Origin of the sequence: Haloprofundus salinisoli (assembly GCF_020097815.1) — an archaeon.
GTDB lineage: Archaea > Halobacteriota > Halobacteria > Halobacteriales > Haloferacaceae > Haloprofundus > Haloprofundus salinisoli.
This window is the reverse complement of sequence record NZ_CP083663.1, coordinates 79,863-99,850: the sequence shown is the minus strand read 5'-3', so window position 1 is coordinate 99,850 and position 19,988 is coordinate 79,863. Positions and strand designations below refer to the sequence as shown.

The 19,988-nt window shown below is 66.3% G+C and carries 20 protein-coding genes; 9 read left to right on the top strand and 11 right to left on the bottom strand.

Annotated features, from left to right (window positions below):
* Nucleotides 1-21: 21 nt before the first annotated feature.
* Nucleotides 22-1,299, bottom strand: coding sequence for a glutamate dehydrogenase GdhB (gene gdhB, locus LAQ73_RS00535; RefSeq protein WP_224269310.1), 1,278 nt, complete (start codon nucleotides 1,297-1,299; stop codon nucleotides 22-24).
* Nucleotides 1,300-1,525: 226 nt separating this feature from the next.
* Here gdhB and LAQ73_RS00530 point away from each other — a divergent pair, with 226 nt between their 5' ends.
* A complete protein-coding gene (locus LAQ73_RS00530) occupies nucleotides 1,526-1,999 on the top strand; it encodes a MaoC family dehydratase (RefSeq protein WP_224269309.1) in 474 nt (157 codons plus the stop codon).
* A 177-nt stretch (nucleotides 2,000-2,176) separates the two neighbouring features.
* Here LAQ73_RS00530 and LAQ73_RS00525 read toward each other — a convergent pair whose 3' ends face one another.
* The 6 genes from LAQ73_RS00525 to LAQ73_RS00500 form a co-directional block, all read right to left on the bottom strand.
* Nucleotides 2,177-2,557, bottom strand: coding sequence for a DUF5658 family protein (locus LAQ73_RS00525; protein ID WP_224269308.1), 381 nt, complete (start codon nucleotides 2,555-2,557; stop codon nucleotides 2,177-2,179).
* Between the two features lie 146 nt (nucleotides 2,558-2,703).
* A complete protein-coding gene (locus tag LAQ73_RS00520; RefSeq protein ID WP_224269307.1) occupies nucleotides 2,704-4,458 on the bottom strand; it encodes an acyl-CoA carboxylase subunit beta in 1,755 nt (584 codons plus the stop codon).
* Between the two features lie 117 nt (nucleotides 4,459-4,575).
* Nucleotides 4,576-6,795, bottom strand: a complete 2,220-nt coding sequence (locus tag LAQ73_RS00515) for a PAS domain S-box protein (RefSeq protein WP_224269306.1) — start codon at nucleotides 6,793-6,795, stop codon at nucleotides 4,576-4,578.
* A 150-nt stretch (nucleotides 6,796-6,945) separates the two neighbouring features.
* Nucleotides 6,946-7,833 carry a class 1 fructose-bisphosphatase gene (locus tag LAQ73_RS00510; RefSeq protein ID WP_224269305.1) on the bottom strand — a complete coding sequence of 296 codons (888 nt, stop codon included), beginning with the start codon at nucleotides 7,831-7,833 and terminating at the stop codon, nucleotides 6,946-6,948.
* Entirely contained in the window at nucleotides 7,833-8,663 is an 831-nt protein-coding gene (locus LAQ73_RS00505) for a class I fructose-bisphosphate aldolase (protein WP_224269304.1), read from the bottom strand. The genes LAQ73_RS00510 and LAQ73_RS00505 overlap by 1 nt, the downstream gene beginning before the upstream one ends.
* A 146-nt stretch (nucleotides 8,664-8,809) precedes the next feature.
* Nucleotides 8,810-9,433, bottom strand: a complete 624-nt coding sequence (locus tag LAQ73_RS00500; protein ID WP_224269303.1) for a DUF7409 domain-containing protein — start codon at nucleotides 9,431-9,433, stop codon at nucleotides 8,810-8,812.
* Between the two features lie 173 nt (nucleotides 9,434-9,606).
* Between LAQ73_RS00500 and LAQ73_RS00495 the strand changes: the two genes are divergently transcribed.
* Nucleotides 9,607-10,464: a 3-hydroxyacyl-CoA dehydrogenase family protein gene (locus tag LAQ73_RS00495; protein ID WP_224269302.1), complete on the top strand. Its 858-nt coding sequence runs from the start codon at nucleotides 9,607-9,609 to the stop codon at nucleotides 10,462-10,464.
* Between the two features lie 6 nt (nucleotides 10,465-10,470).
* On the opposite strand, the gene LAQ73_RS00490 is transcribed toward LAQ73_RS00495, so the two are convergent.
* Nucleotides 10,471-10,836 carry a 2Fe-2S iron-sulfur cluster-binding protein gene (locus tag LAQ73_RS00490; RefSeq protein ID WP_224269301.1) on the bottom strand — a complete coding sequence of 122 codons (366 nt, stop codon included), beginning with the start codon at nucleotides 10,834-10,836 and terminating at the stop codon, nucleotides 10,471-10,473.
* Between the two features lie 62 nt (nucleotides 10,837-10,898).
* On the opposite strand from LAQ73_RS00490, the gene LAQ73_RS00485 reads away from it, so the two are divergent.
* Entirely contained in the window at nucleotides 10,899-11,120 is a 222-nt protein-coding gene (locus LAQ73_RS00485) for a hypothetical protein (protein WP_224269300.1), read from the top strand.
* Between the two features lie 14 nt (nucleotides 11,121-11,134).
* Here LAQ73_RS00485 and LAQ73_RS00480 read toward each other — a convergent pair whose 3' ends face one another.
* Nucleotides 11,135-12,430: a DUF7405 family protein gene (locus LAQ73_RS00480; protein ID WP_224269299.1), complete on the bottom strand. Its 1,296-nt coding sequence runs from the start codon at nucleotides 12,428-12,430 to the stop codon at nucleotides 11,135-11,137.
* Nucleotides 12,431-12,594: 164 nt separating this feature from the next.
* Between LAQ73_RS00480 and LAQ73_RS00475 the strand changes: the two genes are divergently transcribed.
* The 4 genes from LAQ73_RS00475 to LAQ73_RS00460 all read left to right on the top strand — a co-directional run bounded on the left by LAQ73_RS00475 (nucleotide 12,595) and on the right by LAQ73_RS00460 (nucleotide 15,896).
* Nucleotides 12,595-12,930 (top strand): DUF7471 family protein, encoded by a 336-nt coding sequence (locus tag LAQ73_RS00475; RefSeq protein WP_224269298.1) that lies wholly within the window; start codon nucleotides 12,595-12,597, stop codon nucleotides 12,928-12,930.
* Entirely contained in the window at nucleotides 12,927-13,439 is a 513-nt protein-coding gene (locus tag LAQ73_RS00470) for a winged helix-turn-helix transcriptional regulator (RefSeq protein ID WP_224269297.1), read from the top strand. The genes LAQ73_RS00475 and LAQ73_RS00470 overlap by 4 nt, the downstream gene beginning before the upstream one ends.
* Nucleotides 13,440-13,527: 88 nt before the next feature.
* Nucleotides 13,528-14,571, top strand: a complete 1,044-nt coding sequence (locus tag LAQ73_RS00465) for an iron transporter (RefSeq protein ID WP_224269296.1) — start codon at nucleotides 13,528-13,530, stop codon at nucleotides 14,569-14,571.
* A 59-nt stretch (nucleotides 14,572-14,630) separates the two neighbouring features.
* Entirely contained in the window at nucleotides 14,631-15,896 is a 1,266-nt protein-coding gene (locus tag LAQ73_RS00460) for an MFS transporter (protein WP_224269295.1), read from the top strand.
* 12 nt (nucleotides 15,897-15,908) lie between these two features.
* Here LAQ73_RS00460 and LAQ73_RS00455 read toward each other — a convergent pair whose 3' ends face one another.
* A complete protein-coding gene (locus LAQ73_RS00455) occupies nucleotides 15,909-16,883 on the bottom strand; it encodes an aldo/keto reductase (RefSeq protein WP_224269294.1) in 975 nt (324 codons plus the stop codon).
* Nucleotides 16,884-17,137: 254 nt separating this feature from the next.
* On the opposite strand from LAQ73_RS00455, the gene LAQ73_RS00450 reads away from it, so the two are divergent.
* Entirely contained in the window at nucleotides 17,138-18,754 is a 1,617-nt protein-coding gene (locus LAQ73_RS00450) for an acetate--CoA ligase (RefSeq protein WP_224269293.1), read from the top strand.
* A gap of 377 nt (nucleotides 18,755-19,131) precedes the next feature.
* On the opposite strand, the gene LAQ73_RS00445 is transcribed toward LAQ73_RS00450, so the two are convergent.
* Nucleotides 19,132-19,326: a cold-shock protein gene (locus LAQ73_RS00445; RefSeq protein ID WP_224269292.1), complete on the bottom strand. Its 195-nt coding sequence runs from the start codon at nucleotides 19,324-19,326 to the stop codon at nucleotides 19,132-19,134.
* Nucleotides 19,327-19,484: 158 nt separating this feature from the next.
* Between LAQ73_RS00445 and LAQ73_RS00440 the strand changes: the two genes are divergently transcribed.
* Nucleotides 19,485-19,952, top strand: a complete 468-nt coding sequence (locus LAQ73_RS00440; RefSeq protein ID WP_224269291.1) for a hypothetical protein — start codon at nucleotides 19,485-19,487, stop codon at nucleotides 19,950-19,952.
* Nucleotides 19,953-19,988: the final 36 nt, after the last annotated feature.

Sequence of the window (19,988 nt, the reverse complement as noted above, 5' to 3'; positions counted from 1 at the left end):
AGCGAGACGACGGTAGACGCCTTACGGCCAGAGTCCGCGCGCCTCGTGCGCCTCGGCGACGCGAGAGAGCGCGACGATGTAGGCGGCGTCACGCCAGGTGACGCCTCGCTCGTCGACTTCCGCTCGGACCGCGTTCCACGCCTTCAGCATCTCCATCTCGAGTTCGTCGTTGACGCGGTCGAGCGGCCACGCGCGGCGGTTGATGTCCTGGAGCCACTCGAAGTAGGAGACGGTGACGCCACCGGCGTTGGCGAGGATGTCCGGAATCACGGGGATATCTCGTTCTTCGAAGATGGCGTCGGCCGCCGAAGTCGTCGGGCCGTTCGCGCCTTCGACGATCATCCCCGCCTGTACCTGGTTGGCGTTGTCGGCAGTCAGGGCGTTGCCGATGGCCGCGGGGATGAGGATGTCGACGTCGAGTTCCAGCAGTTCACTGTTACTGAGCGTCTCCGGTGCGTCGTAGCCCGACACCATGCCGGGTTTCTCGTCGTGGCCTTCCACGTCCTTCGTGTCGAGGCCGTCGGGATCGTAGATGGCACCGTTGACGTCACTGATAGCGACGACTTTCGTGCCGAGGTCGTCCAAAAAGCGCGCCGCGTTCGCACCGACGCTGCCGAACCCCTGGACTGCGACGGTCGTCTCCTCGACGTCCCAACCGTAGTAGTCGATGGCCTCGCGGGCGATGATGCCGACGCTGCGGCCCGGCGACTCCTCGCGGCCGTGGCTGCCGCCGATCGACGGCGGCTTGCCGGTGACGACGCCGGGCGTCGTCTCGCCCTCCTGCATCGAGTAGGCGTCCATGAACCACGCCATCGTCTGCGGGTCCGTCCCCATGTCGGGAGCGGGGATGTCGTGCATCGGCCCGATAACGTCGCGGAGCTCCTCGGCGAAGCGCCGAGTGAGTCGCTCTTTCTCGTTCTCGCTGAGCGTCTTCGGGTCGACGACGATGCCGCCCTTGCCGCCGCCGAAGGGAATGTCCATCACGGCGCACTTCCACGTCATCCACATCGACAGTCCGATGCACTCCTCGGTGCTCACGTCCGGGTGGTAGCGCAGGCCGCCTTTGAACGGTCCCCGGACGCTGTCGTGTTGGGCGCGGTAGCCGGTGAAGACCTCCATCGACCCGTCGTCGCGGCGGAGCGGAATCGACACCCGGTGGACCTTGTCGGGGTGCGACAGACGCTCAATGACGCCCGGGTCGACATCGACCTGGGCCGCCGCTCGCTCCAACTGTCGTCGGGCAGTCTGGACCGCCGATTCCGATTCTTCCTCGACCTTCGATGTTCCGTTAGCTGCCATAGATGACTCTCTCATGACTGTGTGTCGCAATCGCACAGTTCCGGTGCGACCGGCCCGGAGCGTTCGCCGTCGGGTGGCGCCTCCGGAGCATTCGTCTGAGGTTTCCCTCCGACCACCATAATAGTTGTTAATGTATTTTTGGTCTAGTCAGATTTTGCGAGGTGGCGAGCGCGGAACGTCAGCATCGACCGGTAAGATTTTGCGACGACCGACCGACCCCGCGACCATGACCGGACGCTACTACGAGGAGTTCGAGGTCGGCGAGACCATCGACCACGCGACGCGTCGGACGGTGAGCGAGGGTGACAACCAGCGGTTCTGCGACATGACAATGAACCAGCAACCGCTGCACCTCGACGCGGCGTTCGCCGCCGACACCCAGTTCGGCGAACGTCTCGTCAACGGTCTCTATACGATGAGCCTCGCCGTCGGCGTCTCGATCCCCGAGACCACCGACGGAACCATCGTCGCCAACCTCTCGTACGACGACGTCTCTCATCCCGCGCCGGTGTTCCACGGCGACACCATCCGCGCGCAGTCGACGGTGACCGAGAAGCGCGAGACGAGCGACGGCGAACGCGGCGTCGTCACGATGCACGTCGAAGCGTTCGTCGTCGGCGACGAAGAGCGCGAGGAGGAGTTGGTCTGCGAGTTCGACCGGACGGTGCTGTCGCTGAAGCGGCCCGAGAAAGACGAGTAGCACGACTCGCTGCGGTAGTGGCGAACAGGCGGCCGTCCTCCTCGCGCCGCGGTCGGGTAGCCGCACACCCGCCTCGTCCGAACCGCGGTGACGGTCACGTCACGGGCGGAGGTGGGCGCGCTCTCATTCAAAAAGGTACGCAGCGGTCGGGCGACTCCGTGCGAGACACCGACCGGCTCAGAGAAGCGAGATGATCAGCGAACTGTTGATGCCGACGGCGACCCACGTCGGCAGCGAGAGGCCGGCGGGGACGACGAACCGATACAGCACCGGGAGAATCTTCCAGCCCACGAAGGCGACGGCGAGCGAGAACGTTTTGAGCAGCAGCATCGCTTCGACGACGCCGGCCGTCTCCATGAGCGTCCGCGCGAGCGGGTTCATCTCGGCGAGTCCGAGCGAGAGGCCGTAGGCGGTCAGTCCGACGTCGAGTGCGAACCCGAGAAGTGCGAACGCCCAGAGATGGGGTTCGTACTGCGAGAGCGTCGAAATCGACCAGTGTGGTGCGATGGTGCCGTTCACTCCGGCGGTGCCGAGACCGCTCACGTCCTCTCTGCTCATTACCACCACGGACGGAGGAATGAGCCTTGGTAATCCGCCGCGTACTCCTCACCAACGGCTCACTACTGGAGAAGTACGCGTCGCGTGCTATCGTTGAGTGTCCGGAACGGACCGCCTAAGCCGCCGCGGTCGACGGTAACGAGTGCTTAGAGAACCGTCCCGTGCTTCTTGTCCGGGAGGTCTTTCTGCACGTCGGCGTAGAACTCGAAGCGATTCACGAGCTCCCGCCGGAGGTCGCTCGGCGGGACGATCTCGTCGACGACGACTTCGCTCGCCATGCGGTGGATGTCGATGTCGCGTCGGTACTCCCCGCGCAGTTCCTCGGTTCGCCGTTTGCGCTCCTCGGGGTCCTCGATGGCGTCGAGTTTGTTTCGGTAGACGGCGTTGATTGCCGCCTCGGGACCCATGATACCGATCTCACCGGACGGAAGACCGATGACGCTCTCGGGGTCGTAGGCGGGGCCGCCCATCGCGTAGATGCCCGCGCCGTACGCCTTCCGGACGACGACGGTCTGCTTTGGGACCGTCGCCGACGACGTGGCGTAGATGAACTTCTTGCCTTTCTCCAAAATCGCGTCCTTCTCGACCTGCGATCCGGCCATGAACCCCGGCGTGTCACAGAGGTAGAGCAGCGGGATCTCGTAGGCGTCGCAGGTCCAGATGAACTCCGCGGCTTTTTCGGCAGCGTCGGGGAAGATAGCCCCCGAGCGTTCTGTGGGCTGGTTGGCGACGACGCCGACCGGTCGGCCGTCGATGCGGACGAACGCCGTGACGATCTCCGGGCCGTAGTCGGGTTTGAGTTCGAACACCGACTCCGCGTCGGCGACGCGCTCTATCAGGTCGAGCGCGTCGTAGGCGCGGTTCGGCGCTTCGGGGATGAGTTCGTCGATGCCGTCGGGACTGAACTTCGGCGGCACGGGCTCGCTCCGCGGCGGTTTCTCGCCCGCCTTGTTCGGCAGGTACGTGAGGAGGTTGGAGACGAGTTCGCGGGCGTGCTCCTCGTCGCGGGCGACGAGGTCGGCGCTTCCCGAGTGCTTGGCGTGGACCTCGGGGCCACCGAGGTCCTGCATCGAGATCTCCTCGCCAGTGACCATCTTCACCATCCGCGGCGACGCGATGGCCATCGCCGACATCTCCTCGACCATGATGGTGAAGTCGGCGAAGACGGGCGTGTACGCCGCCCCGGCGATGCACGGCCCGTAGAGCACGCAGATCTGGGGGACGTAGCCCGAGAGCATCGAGTGGTTGTAGTAGTACTTCCCGATACCCTCGCGGTTGGCGAAGAAGCCGGTCTGCTGGTCGATGCGCCCGCCCGAGGAGTCCATCAGGTAGAGGACGGGTTTGCCGCTCTTGAGCGCGCGGTGCTGCATCCGGAGGAACTTCTCGACGCCGAGGCGGGCCATGCTCCCCGCCTTGACAGTGAAGTCGTTGGCCATGAAGTGGAGGTCGCGGCCCTCGAACTCCGCGGCACCCGTCAGCAGACCGTCGCCGGGAAGTCGGTTTCCTGGGTCTTCCTCCTCGACGTCGGGGCTCTCGGGGTGCCACTCGTCGAAGGCGGCGAACTTGCCGTCCTCGAACTTGAGCTCGCTGTTTTCGTCGCCGAACCAGAGGTCGAGTCGGTCGCGGACGAACAGTTTCCCCTGTTCGGGGAGGCGCTCTTTGTACTTCTCGGGGCCGCCGCCGAGGATATCCTCGATTTCGGCGCGGAGCGCCGCCTCGCGGTCGCCGGGTTCGAGGTCGTCCTCGATGGGGTAGGCGTCGGCCGGGGTCGTCGCTTCCGCGACCGGGCCGTCGCCGTCGCCGACGTGGACCGACACGTCGGTTCGGAGGTGCGTCGCCAGCGCTCGGGCGATAGCGTTCGCTTCGTCGTCGCTCGCGCCCTCACCGATGCGGACTTTCATACGCTCGACTGCGTGAGGCGGTCGCAAATTGTTTTCCATGTAGAATCGCCTCGCCGAACCGGAGAGCGGGTTCGAGCTTCGGAGGCTGAGATGCGGTTGAGGCGCGGAAACGACGCCTCAGGTGCGGAAGTCGAACCGTGCTCCGCCGCTGTCGCTCTCGGAGACAGTGGTCTCCCACCCGTGAGCCTCGGCGATCTCGGTGACGATCGTGAGCCCGAAACCCGTACCCGACTCGTTCGTCGAGTAGCCGTACTCCAGTACGGCGTCGCGTTCGTCTTCGGGAATACCCGGCCCGTCGTCGGCGACGTAGAACCCCTCCGGGGACGCACCGACGCGGACGGTCACCGTCTCGTTGCCGCGCTCGACGGCGTCGTCGGACTCCGTCCGGCTGCCTGTGGAACCGTGTTCCAGGGCGTCGTCAGACTTCGCCTGATTGTACGTCGAGCCGTGTTCGACCGAGTTCCGAAAGAGGTTCTCGAACAGTTCGCGCAGTCGGGCTTCGTCGGCGTCGACGGTGTGGCTGTCGTCGACCACGAGCGCCGCCCCCTCCGTCGGAACGTACCCCCAGGCGCGTTCGGCGGCGGTTCGCAACTCGACCGATTCGCGTTCGTCGACGACTTGACCGTTGCGCGCCAGCGAGAGCAGGTCGTCGATGAGGCTGTCCATCCGGTCGAGGGCGCGCTTCATCGCGTCGAAGTGGTCCTCCTCGCCCGTCTCGCGGGCGAGTTCGAGGTAGCCGTCGACGACGTTCAGCGGGTTTCGGAGGTCGTGGCTGACAACGCTGGCGAACGCTTCGAGGCGCTCGTTCTGTCGGCTCAGCGCTCGTTCGCGCTCGATGTGTTCTGTGATGTCGCGGACGATGCTGACGGAGCCGTCGAACTGTCCGTCTTCGTCGATGAGCACCGAGATGTGGTCCTCGTACCGGCGGCGCTCCCCGTCGACGTTCTCGATTTCGAACTCGAAGCGCCCCGAGGACCGGCTCTCGTCGGCGAGCAGCGACTCTATCACCCGCCGGCCGCGGGCGATTCCCTCCTCGTTCAGGTACTGGCTGACGTGGACGCCGACGGAGTCCTCCACCGAGTCGCCGGTTCCCTCGGTGTGGGCGTCGTTCACCACCTGGATGTAGCCCTCGGTGTCCAAGACGTAGGTCGCGTCCGGGATAGTCTGCACCACGGTCCGGTACTGTTCGAGTTCGCGCTCGCGCGCGCGTCGTTCGCTCACGTCGCGAGCGATGCCACACGCGCCCACGACGTCGCCGTCGTCGGTCATCCGAACTGCGCGCACCTCGAAGGGGACGAGTTCACTCGACTTCGTCAGCAGGTCACCGTCGAACGTCACGGTCCCGTTCGCGAACAGCGCCTCGGCGGCCTGTTCGACGCAGGCGTCGTCGTCGGGGAAAAACGCCGACGCGAGTATCCCGTCGAGCTCCGCGTCGTCGTAGCCGGTCACCTCGTTTAACCGCCCGTTCCAGCGGGTCAGTCGGCCGTCGGTGTCAACCACGAAGAACACGTCGTCGAGGGCGTCCAGCGCGGCGTCGGTGAACTGTTTCTCGCGCTCGAACGCCCGCTGCGTTCGCCTGAACTCCGTGACGTCGTTCAGGACGATCTGGGCGGCGTCGTCGCCCTCGAAGGTGATGGGTGCCGTCGCCAACACCGCGTGTAGCGGTCGGCCGTCGAGGCCGCGGAGGTGGAGCTCGCTCGGCGATGCGGTCGTCCGCTCCTCTAAGACGCCGCGACTCCGCTCGCGGGCGCGGTCGAGGTCCGACTCGTCGACCAACTCGAGTATCGACCGCCCGACCAAATCGTCGGCGTCCTCGGCACCGAAGTAGCCGACGGCCGCCTCGTTGACGTACGCGAGGCGGCTATCCTCGGTGTAGATACCGATGGGCGACGGCGACGTCTCGACGAGTCGTCGGTATCGCTCCTCGCTTCGGTCGAGCGCCCGCTCGGCGCGGTACTGCGAGACGTAGTTGGCCGCGCGGTTGGCGAGCAGCTCGAACTGGTCGGCCCCGCCGTTCTTTCTGATGTAGTCGGTGACGCCGGCCGAAATCGCTCGACTCGCCAGTTCCTCGCTCCCCCTGGCGGTGAAGAGGACGAACGGCAGTGCCTCGTGTCGCGCTCGCACCGCCTCCAGCAGTTCGAGCCCGTCCATCGCCGGCATCTCGAAGTCGCTGACGATGCCGTCGAACTCTCCGTCGGCGAGCGTGTCGAGGGCGGACGGTCCGTCCGCAGCGGTGACGACCGAGAGCCCCTGTCGCTCGAGATGCGCCGTCGTCAGCGCGCGAAGACTCGCGTCGTCGTCGACACAGAGGATACGCGCCGGACGGGTCTCACTCATGCCGCGGACTGTGTGTCAGCGACATTAATACATTACGAACAGTTTCGACGCGGAGAGTCTCCGGATCGTGGTCGGTCGCCGGCCCACTCGACCAGTCGCCGACGTGCCGGGCGGTCGGCGTTTCGACGGACGAGATATGGGAGTCGCCGCTTACGAGGAGAGCGCCGACTCCAGTCGTTCGACGAGCGACTGGTTACCGACGTACACCGGCACGCGCTGGTGGAGGTCCGTCGGTTCGACGGTCATCAACGACCGAGTGCCGTTCGTCGACGCACCACCGGCGCTCTCGATGATGTAGCCGATCGGGGTCCCCTCGAACTGGAGACGCAGTTTCCCGTTCGGCGCGGAGTTCAGCGCCGGATACGCGAACACGCCGCCGTAGGTGAGCACCTGGTTGATGTCGCCGATCATCGCGCCGCCGTAGCGGAGCTTCAGCGAGTCGTCGGACTCGACGTCCCGGGCGTACGACTCGAAGGCGTCGGGCCAGTCGGGGACTCGGCCGCCGAAGCCGTACACCGTCGGATCGTCCGGCAGCGTGATGTTCTCGCGGACCGCCCCCAGTTCGCCGTCGTCAACGACGTACTCGGTCACCTCGTCGCCGACGGCGGCGACGAGCGTCGTGATGGGGCCGTAGAGCACGTACGCCGCGGCGACGAGGTTCTCCCCGCGGGCGGGCAGCGGCGCGTCGTAGACGCCGACGATGGTTCCCATCGTGTTGTTCGACTTCAGGTTCGAAGAGCCGTCGAGCGGGTCGACGGCGACCGAGAGCCCCTCGCCCGTCTCGACGACCGATTCGCGTTCCTCGCTGGCGTACTCGCCGACGCCGTCGAGGTTCCCGAGGTGCTCCTCGAACAGTTCGTCGGCGTACACGTCGGCGGCCATCGGCGTCTCGCCGCTGGGGTTCTCCATCTCGCTCTTCCGGCGGCGGCCGGGCAAGGAGTCGCGGACGGTCGGTGCCAACTCGGCGACGGTTTCGAGTATCTCGCGGACCGTCCGCTCCGTCGCCCCGTCCGCACCCGCGTCTGTGGACCGTCCCATCAGTCGTCGGAGGCGGTCGCGCGGTTGCCGCTCGTCGAGGGCATGAGGCCGAGCGCCTCGTCGGTGGTCTTCTCGTCGAAGATGACCGCTTCGAGCGCGTCGAGCAGTTCCCTCGGGTTCTCGCGCTGGAACACGTTACGTCCGACCGCGAGACCGGAGGCCCCGGCGCGCATCGCCGTCTCCACCGTCGAGAGGAACGCCCGGTCGGAGGTCTTCGACCCGCCGCTCATCACGACTTTCGACCCGGCGGCGGACTCACAGGCCCACTCCATCGCCTCCGCGGAGCCCGGGTACTTCACCTTCGTGATGTCCGCACCGAGTTCGAGACCCAGCCGCGCGGCGTACGCGATGGTGTCCGCGGAGGTGTCGTTCTTCAGCCCCTGCCCGCGCGGATACGACCACATCACGACCGACATGTCGTGCTCGCGGGCGGCCTCGTGGGCCTTGCGGAACTCCTCGACCATCTCGATCTCGTGGTTCGACCCGCCGTAGACGGTGAAGCCGATCGCTTTCGCGCCGAGTTCGGCGGCGTAGTCGACGCTACAGTTCACTGCGCTGTTGGGCTCGCCCATCCAGAGGTTCGACGTCCCGTTGAGCTTCAACAGCAGGTTGACGTCGTCCTCGTAGGAGGGGTAGTACCCCTCGGCGATACCTTTCTGAACCGCCAGCGCCGTGACGGCGTCGTGGGTCGCGATGTCGAACACCGTCTCCGGGTCGGTCGTCTCCGGCACGTCCTCGAAGTCCACCGGACCGTGCTCTAAGCCGTGGTCGTACGCGAGAATCAACGCTTTGTCGTCCCGAGTGATGGCCGCATCTGCCGATGGAATCATCGGTTCAAAATCCGGTGAACTGCTATATAAATCCTCGGTCGATAGCCGCTGGCAGAGAAACTACGTACAGCGCCACGATAGGCGCTAAAAGCGGACGAAATCGAAGCCCCGGCGGTTCCAGAAATTACTACTCTATGAGTAAATTCTTACTCGCGGTGTCGGCGGGCGGCGTCGTACCACCGCCGAACCGCGGCCGCGTCGAGCGCGAGCACGTCGGCGACGTGCTCGGGATCCGCCGTCGTGAGGCTCCGAACGGAGATGATTCCGGCCTCGGCGAGCATCGCGGCGTCCTCGTCGTCGACGGAGTCGAGGGCGGTCAACGGGGTGGGTCGACTCTGCGCGCGCCACGCGGCCTCCGCGGCCGCCGACTCACCGCTCCCGTCCGTCTCTGCGACGTCGGGAGTCAGTGGCGCTCTACGAGGCCATTCGTCGTCCGACTCGTCCTCGGTGACATCGTGGGACTCCCAATCGCCCGAACTCGCGGCGACCCACGCCCGTTCGGCGTCGCCGAGGCCGCGAACCTGCGCCGACCGCCGTTCGAGGTCCGCGCCGCTCGATTCGAACGACCACGACAGCGAGTGGGACCGACGGATACGCGCGGCGACGCCCGGATGGACGCCTGCTTCGACCAGTTCCGTGTAGGAGACGCGCTTTCGGCGTACGTCGTCGGCGGTCACGGCCGCGGCGTCCAGCGCTTGCGCCGTCTTGGGTCCGACGTGGTGCAGCGCGAGCAGCGCGCGGACGTTCTTTGATTCGGTACTGTCTGCCACAGCAATCAACTATCTCTTTCGGCATCGTCACTTCAACGTTTCTGTAGGTGTCTGTTCAACGGAATGAAACGAGACGCGTGTAGGTGTCGGAGGCGACACCACTGGACCCTGGGCGAGGGCTTCGTCGCCGACGCTCCGCTACGCTTAGGTGGCTCCCCGAAGCAGACGGAACTATGCGGAATATCGATGACATTCGGACGGTCGGAGTCGTCGGCGCGGGAACGATGGGCAACGGCATCGCCCAGGTCGCCGCCACCGCCGGCTACGACGTGGTGATGCGCGACCTGAAACAGGAGTTCCTCGACCGCGGGTTCTCGGCCATCGACGACAGCCTCTCGCGGTTCGTCTCGAAGGAGACACTCGGCGAGGAGGAGGCCGAGGCGATTCAGGGCCGAATCGAGGGGACGACGGAGCTGTCGGACCTCGCCGACTGCGACCTTATCGTCGAAGCGGCGGTGGAGAACATGGACATCAAACAGGACATCTTCGCGGACCTCGACGACGTCGCCGACGAGGGCGTGGTGTTGGCGACGAACACCTCGACGCTCTCGATTACGACCATTGCGAGCGCCACCGAGCGACCGGAACTCGTCGTCGGCCTGCACTTCATGAACCCCGTTCCCATCATGACGGGCGTCGAAGTCGTCCGCGGCGAGAAGACCGATGCCGACGTCATTGACTTCGCCCACGAGTTTTCCGAGGAGCTCGACAAGGAGACGTGGGAGTCCGACGACAAGCCGGGCTTCGTCACCAACCGCATCCTGATGCCGTGGCTCAACGAGGGCATCCGCGCCTACGACGAGGGCGTCGCCTCGAAGGAGGACATCGACAAGGGGATGAAACTCGGCACGAACGTCCCGATGGGACCGCTGACGCTCGCCGACCACATCGGTCTCGACATCTGTCTGGACGCCAGCGAGACGCTGTTCGAGGAACTCGGCGACCGCTACAAGCCCGCCTATCTCCTGAAGCGGAAGGTCGACGCCGGCGACCTCGGCAAGAAGACGGGCAAGGGCTTCTACGAGTACTGAGCGCGCTCAGACGCGACCGGTCGCGTCGTCGCGCTCCTCCGAGACGACGCGCTCACTGTCGACGTGCTGGCCCCAGAGGCCCTCGTGCTTTCTCACCCGTACGTCACCTTCGACGCGGGTCTGACAGGAGAGTCGAAGCCCCGAGTCGAGGCTGTGCGGCGGAAGCGAGAGACGTCGCCGCTCTCGGCTGATCATCTCGCTCACCTTCCCGTCGACCTCGACGGCGCACGTGCCACACGTGGCGCGACCTCGGCAGTTCAGTCGCCGCGCGCGTCCGTTGTGCGGCGAGAGCCCCGCCGCGAGTAACACGTCGCGCAGCACCGCCCCCTCCTCGCAGTCGATCTCGCGTCCGCGGAACTGTACGGTAGGCATGCGTCGAACTACGTGCCGTGTGAACAAGTATCTATCACCATGGTGTAGTTGTCCCGTCGCCTTTGACGGACGAACCGATCACCGTCGCGCTCTTCGCTCTCTCCGTTGCGCTCGTCGCCGTCGCGGGCGTCGCCGTCGTCACCGCCGCCGTCATCGCCGACGTCGTCTCTCGGGGTCGCGCCCGTCACTCAGGCAGCGCTCGCCTCCCACGCGCCGCTGGCGACGCTGATGGTCGGCTACACGGTGCTGTCGCTGTGGATTATCTCGCGGTCGTGGCGGTTTGAGCCAGCGGGAGGGGTTACAACTCCGGAACTTCGCCCGTCGGCGTCGGCAATGCCCGCAGGCGACGCGGCGGCACGAGGAAGTTCCCGCGGTTCTTCACGAAGATGTACTCCAAAATCCCGTTGTTCACCCGCTGCCGGATTGCCGGTTCGTCCGTGAGGTCGGTGCCGTTCATCGCCTCTCTCACTTCCTCGAAGTCGGTGATGTGACGCTGGAGCGTCGGGAAGTGGAGGCTCGCCTCGTCCTCGTCGGTCGACTCGACGTGTCGTCGCAGCAGCCGGACGTTCCCCTCGTCGTCGCGGTTGGCGCGGGCGGCTTTCTGAGCGTGGCCGACGCGGCCGTACTGCTGGGCGTGCTCGCGGATGCGGTCGACGATCTCGGGCGTCACGCCGCTGTGGTCGCCGAGGTTGTCGCCGACGCCCTCGACGAGGCCGCGTTCGGCGTGTTCGGGGCTGAACATCTCGGCGACCCGGTCGTCGAAATCCTGCTCGACGTACCAGTCTTCGAGTCGCTGGCGGAGTTTCGAGACGTGTTTAGTCGTCGCGCCCGCGAACGGCCCGTCGGGGATGGTGACGTACTCCTCGGTCGCCTGATTTCCCGCGAACCCCGCCTTGAACCCCATGAACAGCGGCGACTCCTCGGGCACCGGGTCACCGTCGGGGACTCCCGCCACGTCCTGTTTCTCGGCGGGCATGCCCTTGCCGATGAACCCCGTTCGCCGGGAGTCGACGGAGAACGCGGCCGACAGCGGCGTCTCCATCGCCACGCCGTTCGCGGTGTCCCGCTCGCCGGTCAACGCCTCCTCGGCTTCCAACAGGGCGTCGGCGCGGTCGCTGGTCAAGTGTAAGAGGGCGTCTTGTCTGTCGAACGTCGGGTTCTCGAACGGTGACAGCGCCCGCGGTTCCGGCAGGTCGACGTTCTCGGGAAGCGGGTCGTCGAAGCGCGAGAAGTACGCCGGCGAAAAGGCGAGCGAGTGAATGAGACCCTCGTTGCTCCGCTCGTAGGCGCGGTCCAGCGTCGACAGCGCCTCTTCGACCACGCGGCGGTCCGCGGACGTCGGCGTCCCCTCGCGGTCGAGCGTCAGATACAGAAACGTATGGTGCCGCGGGAGTTCGACGTTCTCCGCGCCGTCGCGCGTGAGCAGATCGTCCCAGGCGTGCTGTCGTTCCGGTAGCGTCGAGGGGTCGGAGATGCCCGCCGGAACGGGTTCGTCGGTGAGGTCGAGACAGGCCGAGAGCGCACCCGCGCCGCCGACGGCGACGGCGGCTTTCAACACGTCTCTGCGACTCCACTCGTCGGTCCCCGGACTCATCGTCGTCGCTAGGAGCGTTTCGCGGATAGGGGTTCTGGTGCGGGTGTCGAACGGAATAACCCGCAGAACGCGACCGGCGGCGGCTGCGAACTCGCCGTCGACCTCTTTCGAGAACCACACCAATCAAGCCATAACCGTCGACGCCTAACCTCGGACAGATAGAGATGCACTCGCTCGCAGTACACGCCGCTCCCACGATGAGCGCTCCGGAGGTGGCCGCCGTCGTGCTGGCGGGGTTCAGTTCGACGCTCATCGTCGCCGTCGGGCTCATCGCGCTGCTGCGCCGGCAGTCGCGTTCGCACACGCTCGTCGTCTTGGCGCTCGCGGCGCTTCTGGCCCGAAGCGGCGTCGCCGTCCTCACCATCGGCGGCGTCATCCCGTTTCCCTCCCACCACGCCATCGAACACGCGCTCGACTTCGTGATGGTCGCCCTCGTCATCGCGGCGGTGTACTACGCGCGCAGCATCGAACGGGCGTCGCCGATGGGTGAGCGACGATGAGCGCGACGCGCAACCGTATCGCGGCGCACGTCCGGCACAACCCGGGCGTCCACTTCAACGAACTCGTCCGGACGCTGGACCTCGCGCCCGGGCAGGTCCAGTACCACCTCCGCCGACTCGGCCGCGACGAGCGGGTCGCGGAGACGCGTCTGTACGGCAAGACCCACTACTACCCGTCGACGTTCGACGAGTGGGAACGCGGCGTGCTGGCACTGGTGCGCCGCGAGACGGCCCGCGACGTGCTCGGCGTCCTCCTCGAACGCGGCGAAGCGACGCCCACCGACGTCGCCGGCGAAGTCGGCATCGCCAGAAGCACGCTCTCGTGGCACACCAAGCGCCTCGAAGAGCAGTCGATCGTCGAGAAGCGCTACGATAGCCGCGGCCACGTGACGCTCGCGCTGGCGCACCCCGAAGCAACCGCTCGCCTGCTATCGTCGGTGTCGCCGTCGCTGCCCGAGCGATTCGTCGACCGCTTCACGCGACTCGTCGACGGGTTGCTCGAACAGTGAGCGCCGCCCACCGGAGGTCCGCGCGTGGACGCGTTTCTTCGAGAACCGGACCAGAACCCGTAACTGCACGATAGGCTTAGTCGCGTTCATGAGACGACGGACCCTTCTCGGCACTGTCGGTGCCGGTTTCGTAGGCTCGCTCGCGGGCTGTACGGACCTCTTCGAGACGACGACCAGCCGAGAACCGCCGCTCGTGGAGAACCGTCCGTCCGCCTCCTACATCCCGACCCACGAGGAGGGGATGAAGATGGTGGGGATGGCGAACACGGGCGAGCTCGCCGTCGGTGTGATGTACAGCTGGCCGCACCGCTTCTGGACCGTCCAGGGCCAACAGACCGAGCGCGTCGACGTCGGGCGGAACGACGCGATTCACCTTATGGTGAGCGTCTGGGACGCCGCGTCGGGAGTCAGCATCCCCAGTAGCGGCGTCACGGTCGAAACGACCGACGGCGACGAGTACCGCGAGGAGGAGGTCGTCTACGAGATGCTCTCGCAGCGGATGGGCTTTCACTACGGCGACAACTGGCCGCTACCGGGCGACGGAACCTACACCGTCCGCGTCGACGTCGGGGGCACGAACGTCCGTCGATTCGGCGAGTTCGAGGGAAAGTTCGAAGAACCCGCCAGCGTCGAACTGGAGTTCGAGTACAGCGAGCGCGAGCGAAACGACATCCCGTACACGATACTCGAAGACCGACAGGGGAACCCCGGCGCGCTCGAAGCGATGGAGATGGAGATGCCCAGCGGGATGACGATGCCCGTCGGGAGAGCCCCCGCACCCGACGCGCTACCGGGCGAGTCGTTCGGTACCCAGACCAGCGGCGACGCCGTCTTCGCCGTCACCGCCGTCCCCGGCGGCCGCTTCGGCGACCGTCCCTACCTCCTCGTCTCGCCGCGGACGCCCCACAACGGACTCGTGATTCCGAGCATGGGTCTGTCGGCGACCGTCGGCGGCACCGACGTCTCGCTCGACCCGGCGTTGGACCCCGAAGTCGGCTTCCACTACGGCGCGAACGTCGAGGGACTCTCGGCGGACGACGACCTCGAACTCGTCGTCGACACGCCGCCGCAGTCGGCGCGCCACGAGGGGTTCGAGACGGCGTTTCTCGACATGCCGCCGATGACGTTCTGAGCGCGAACGCGCGAACGCGCAAGAGATAGCGCTTTCCGACGTCGATTCGAATGGCCGATATGAGCGATTCGGCGCGACGTGAGCGACTCACGCTCGCGCTCTCGGTGTGGGCGGTGTTGGTGTCGCAGGTGCTCCTCTACCCGGGTGTCTCCGACCTCGTGCAGGCACTCGGCGGCGCTGGCGACCTCGACGCGGGGATGTGGTTTCTCGTCTCCGAGTACGCGGCGTTCGTCGTCTTCGCCGGCCTCTGGGGCGCGCTCAGCGACGCGACCGGCCGGCGCGTTCCCCTCATCGTCGTCGGCGCAGTCGGCGGCGCGGCCTGCTACCTCCTGTTGAGCGCCGTCCCCTCACTCGGCGTCGGCTTCGGCGGCGTCCTCCTGATCCGCGTCGTCGGCGGTGCGTTCACCATCGGCGCGTTCTCGCTGTCGATGACGATGCTGATGGACCTCGGCGGCGGCAACGGCCGCAACATGGGCGCGGCGGGCATCGCCATCGGCCTCGGCGCGGCCGTCGGGTCGGTCGTCGGCGGCCGCCTCTCGATTGTCGACCCGCTCGCACCCGTGTACGGCGCGGCGGCGCTGCTCGGTCTCGTCGCGCTCCTGACGGCGACGGTGACGGACCGTTCGCCCGCCGCGAATCGAAGCGAGAGCGGCGCGAGCGACGCGGACGGCACCGACGACACAGACGAACGCGCCGGACCGCGGGAGATTCTTCGAAAAGTCGTCGACCGACCGGCGCTGCGGGTGCCGTACGCGTTCGGCTTCATCGACCGGCTCACGGCCGGGTTTTTCTCGCTCGTCGGCATCTACTACTTCCGCGACGCGTTCGGCCTCGACGCGTTCGGGGCGGGACTCGTGCTGGCGATGTTCTTCGGCCCGTTCGCGCTCCTGCAGTATCCGTTGGGCGTGCTCTCGGACCGCATCGGCCGTTTTCTGCCCGTCGTCGTCGGGTCGATACTCTACGGCGTCTCCATCATCGTCGTCGGCGCGTCGCCGTCGCTGGCGCTCGCGGCGGGGACGATGGTGCTCGTCGGCGTCTTCGGTGCCCTCGTCTCGCCGGCGACGATGGCGCTCGTCACCGACATCGCCGCCGAAGACGAGCGGGGCGCGGCGATGGGCGGGTTCAACATCTTCGGCAGTCTCGGCTTTCTGACCGGCTTTCTGCTCGGCGGGGCCTCCGCCGAACTGCTCGGCTACTTCCGCGCGTTCGTCGTCGTCGGACTCACCGAAATCGGTATCGCACTCGTCGCCTCGCGGGCGGTGCGGCGACTGGCGGCGGGCGGGGGTTCCGCGGTCGTGCCGGCAGTCGGCGAGGCCGACGACTGAGAACAGTCGTAGTTACTCGTGCCCCGAGACGCGAACCGGCCGGTACGGCTCTTCGAGATACGCCATCTCGCTCGAACTCAGGTCGATGTCGAGCGCCTCGACGGCGTCTTCGAGGTGTTCGATGCTCGTCGTCCCGACGATAGGGGCGTCGACCCACTCCTTGTGGAACAGCCACGCGAGTCCGATCTGGGCCATCTTCACGCCCTTCTCCTCGGCGAGTTCCTGCACGCGCTCGTTGATTTCGCGGCCGCCGCCCTCCAGATACGGGTGACCGTGCGCGAGGCTGTCGGTCTCGCCGCGTTTGGTCGAGCGGGCCTCCTCGTGCGGCCGGGCGAGCCATCCGCGCGCCAGCGGCGACCACGGGATGACGCCGACGCTCTCCTTCTCGCAGAGCGGCAGCATCTCGCGCTCCTCCTCGCGGTAGAGCAGGTTGTAATGGTTTTGCATCGTCACGAAGCGGTCGTAGCCGAGCAGGTCGCTGGCGTACAGCGCCTCCGAGAGCTGGTGGGCCCACATCGAACTCGCGCCGAAGTAGCGAATCTTCTCGCGGCGGACCGCGTCGTCGAGCGCCGCGACGGTCTGGTCGATGGGCGTGTCGTAGTCCCAGCGATGGGTCTGATAGAGGTCGATGGTCTCCATCCCCAACCGGTCGAGCGACGCGTCGAGTTGCTGTTCGATGGCCTTGCGCGACAACCCCCCTGAGTTGGGGTCCTCGTCGTCCATCGGGAAGTAGCCCTTCGTGGCGACGACGGCCTCGTCGCGGCGACCCTCCAGCGCCTTGCCGAGGATGCGTTCGGACTCGCCGTTCGAGTACATGTTGGCGGTGTCGAAGAAGTTGATTCCGAGGTCGATCGCCCGGTCGACGAGCTCCAGTCCGGCCTCCTCGTCTAACACCCACTCGCGCCAATCGCTCGTCCCGAAGCTCATGCAGCCGAGACAGATTCGCGAGACGGTCATCCCCGTGTCGCCGAGGGTGGTGTACTCCATGCGTATCACTCCCACGGTGGGGACAAAAAGCCACGCGAAAGGGCGTGACCCGCCTGAAGGGCTCCCTTCGACGAATCCTACCCCCTCCTCGGCGTGAGTCGAACCACGTGCCCGGTCCCGTCTCGGGCGAGCAGGGAGAGGTAGCTGGTGAGCTCCGAAGCGAGAGTGTACCTGGGATTCGACGCGGCGGACCCTCACCGGACTCTCCTGCGAACACCCGAATGATTAACCGGTATGGTTCCGACGTGGCGTGCATGGTACTCTCATACGATGACGAGCTCGCGTCGTTCGAGTGGGATATCCCCGCCGACTACAACCTCCCGGCGGTCGTCGAGTCGCACGCCGACTCGTTCGGCGACAGAGTCGCCTTCCATTTCCTGAGTGAGGACAGTCGAGAGGAGCGAACGTACGCCGATCTCCGCGACGACACGAACCGGTTCGCCACCGCCCTCGAAGCACTGGGCGTCGGCAAGGGCGACCGAGTGATGCACCTTCTGCCGCGGCATCCCGAGGTGTTCGCCATCCAGTTGGGCGCGCTCAAACGCGGCGCGCTCTTAGTCCCCTGCTCGTCGATGCTGAAGCCGAAAGACCTCCAGTTCCGCGCGAACGACTGCGAGGCGACGACTATCGTCGCCCACGCCGACCTCGTCGAGATGGTCGACCCTATCGTCGACGAGTCGCCGTTAGAAAATCTCGTCTGCGTCGACGGGGAGCGCGAGGGCTGGCACTCCTACGCCGACCTCGTCGCCGACCGGTCGACCGACCACGACGGCCCCGACCTCGCCGCCGAGGACCCGATGTCCATCAACTACACGTCGGGGACGACGGGCCAACCGAAACCCGTGCTCCACAAACACCGGTGGATGCGCTGTTTCGAACTCGTCAACGCTCCCTACTGGTGGGGCGTCACCGCCGATTCGGACATGGGAGACGAACTGCTCTGGGCGACGACGGGCACCGGGTGGGCGAAGTGGTTCTGGAGCCCCGTCGGCGTCGGGGTGACGACGGGCGCGACGCAACTGCTGTACGACGGCGAGTTCGACCCCGACGCGTTCCTCGGAATCATGGCCGACGAGGGCGTCACCCGACTCTGCGCCGTCCCGACGCAGTACCGGATGTTCACGCAGACGAACCTCGACGAGTACGGCGTGAAGTTGAAGGCGGCGCTCTCGGCGGGCGAACCGCTGAACCGCGAGCCCATCGAGATGATTCGGGACGCCTTCGGCGTGACGCCCCGCGACGGCTACGGCCAGACCGAGACCGTCGCGCTGGTGACGAACTACCCGAGAATCGACGTGAAACCCGGCGCGATGGGTAAGCCGACGCCGGGGCTCGAAACCACCATCATCGACGAGAACGACGAGGAACTCGGCGTCGACGAAATCGGCGAGATCGCCGTTCCGGTCGACTGCCCGGGCATCTTCGACGGCTACTACGAGAAGCCGCACCTCGACGAGAAAACCTTCGCAGGCGAGTACTACCGAACGGGCGATCTGGCCTCCCGCGACGAGGACGGGTACTTCTTCTTCGAGGGCCGCGCCGACGACATCATCCTCTCGGCGGGCTACCGAATCGGCCCGTTCGAGGTGGAGGACGCGCTGGTGTCGCACCCCGCGGTGGCCGAAGCCGCGGCCGTCGCCAGCCCTCACGACGAGCGCGGTAACGTCGTGAAGGCGTACGTTATCCTCGCCGACGGCCGCGAGGGCGACGACGAGTTGGTCGGGGAGATTCAGGAGTTCATGAAGGAGGAGACGGCCCCGTACAAATACCCGCGGCGAGTGGAGTTCGTCGACGAACTGCCGAAGACGTCGAGCGGGAAGATCCGTCGCATCGAACTCAGAGACCGCGAGGAGCAGCTGTTCGGCGAGTAATTCTTTGGCGTCGACATCCCTCCCGAGGCGCTTCCCAGTGGGGGACCCGACCGCTAACGTGACTCCGCTCTCGGGGCGACGATTCTCCCGGTCAACGAAGACGAGCGGGACGCGACTCGCGGCCGCGCCGCGGACCTTCGCGAGCGCGGCGAGCGGTAATCGCGTTCGTGACAGCGCGTTCGGTGCCGACAGGCAATCAAGCGACCGGCGAACGTGAACCGCGGGTGCCGCACCTGCGGCGCGCGGTAACACGAGCCACGAATATATAGCGACGTCTACTCGACGGTGTCGACTGTCGGATTGCGGTACCGAAAGAGTTGGACGCGTCGAGCGGTGCGGGCAGTTCGTCGACGGTGCACGGGTGTCGTCGTTGGACGTTACACTCGAGTGACGTTCGTCGCGCGCGGACCCTTCTCGGCGGCCTCGATGTCGAACTCCACTTCCTGCCCCTCTTCGAGGTCCGGGCCGCCGATGTCCTCCATATGAAAGAACACGTCTTCGTCCGCATCCTCAGTCTCGATGAAGCCGTAGCCGCCGGTGTCGTTGAAGAACACGACTGTTCCAGTCGCCATCGTAAATTAATGGATGCGGACAATCTCAATAAGGGTTACGTGCTTCACTTTTCGGAGTCCGTCACGACGAGTGAGAGGACGCGATAGACCCTCTGGCGGTTTCGTTCGCGGGGCGAAATGTGAACGGCTAAATCGACGACCGACGAGCGGACGGACGGATGGCCGACGAACCTATCGACCCGAGCGAGGAGGCGTTGGAAGTCGAGGAGTTACAGTATCCCGAGTTCACGTTCGACGGCGACGGCATCGACGCGGACGGGTCGTTCTCGCTGTCTCGTTCACTCTCGCCCGAGGAGATGCGGTCGTGGCTTGTCGACCTCGCGGGTGGCATCACGAGCCACGACTTGGGATTCGAGGCCGACGACAGACGGGCGACGTTCGGCGTCGCACCCGCTGGCGTCGACGCGACGTTCGAGGCCGACGACGACGGCCGGGGCGAAATCGAGATGACGTTTCGGTTCCGCGCGGCGACGATGACCGTCGAAGACGCGGACGCGACGAAGGTCGGTGCGCGGGGCGGGAGGGGCTTCATCCCGCTGGCGATGCTGACCGATGACCGCGACCCGAGCGAATTCCGGTGTTACAACTGGGTCGGGCGCGGAGACGAGGAAGCGTCGTCGGAGTAAGCGAGTCGAAAGAGCCGACGCGAAATGACGGTCGGC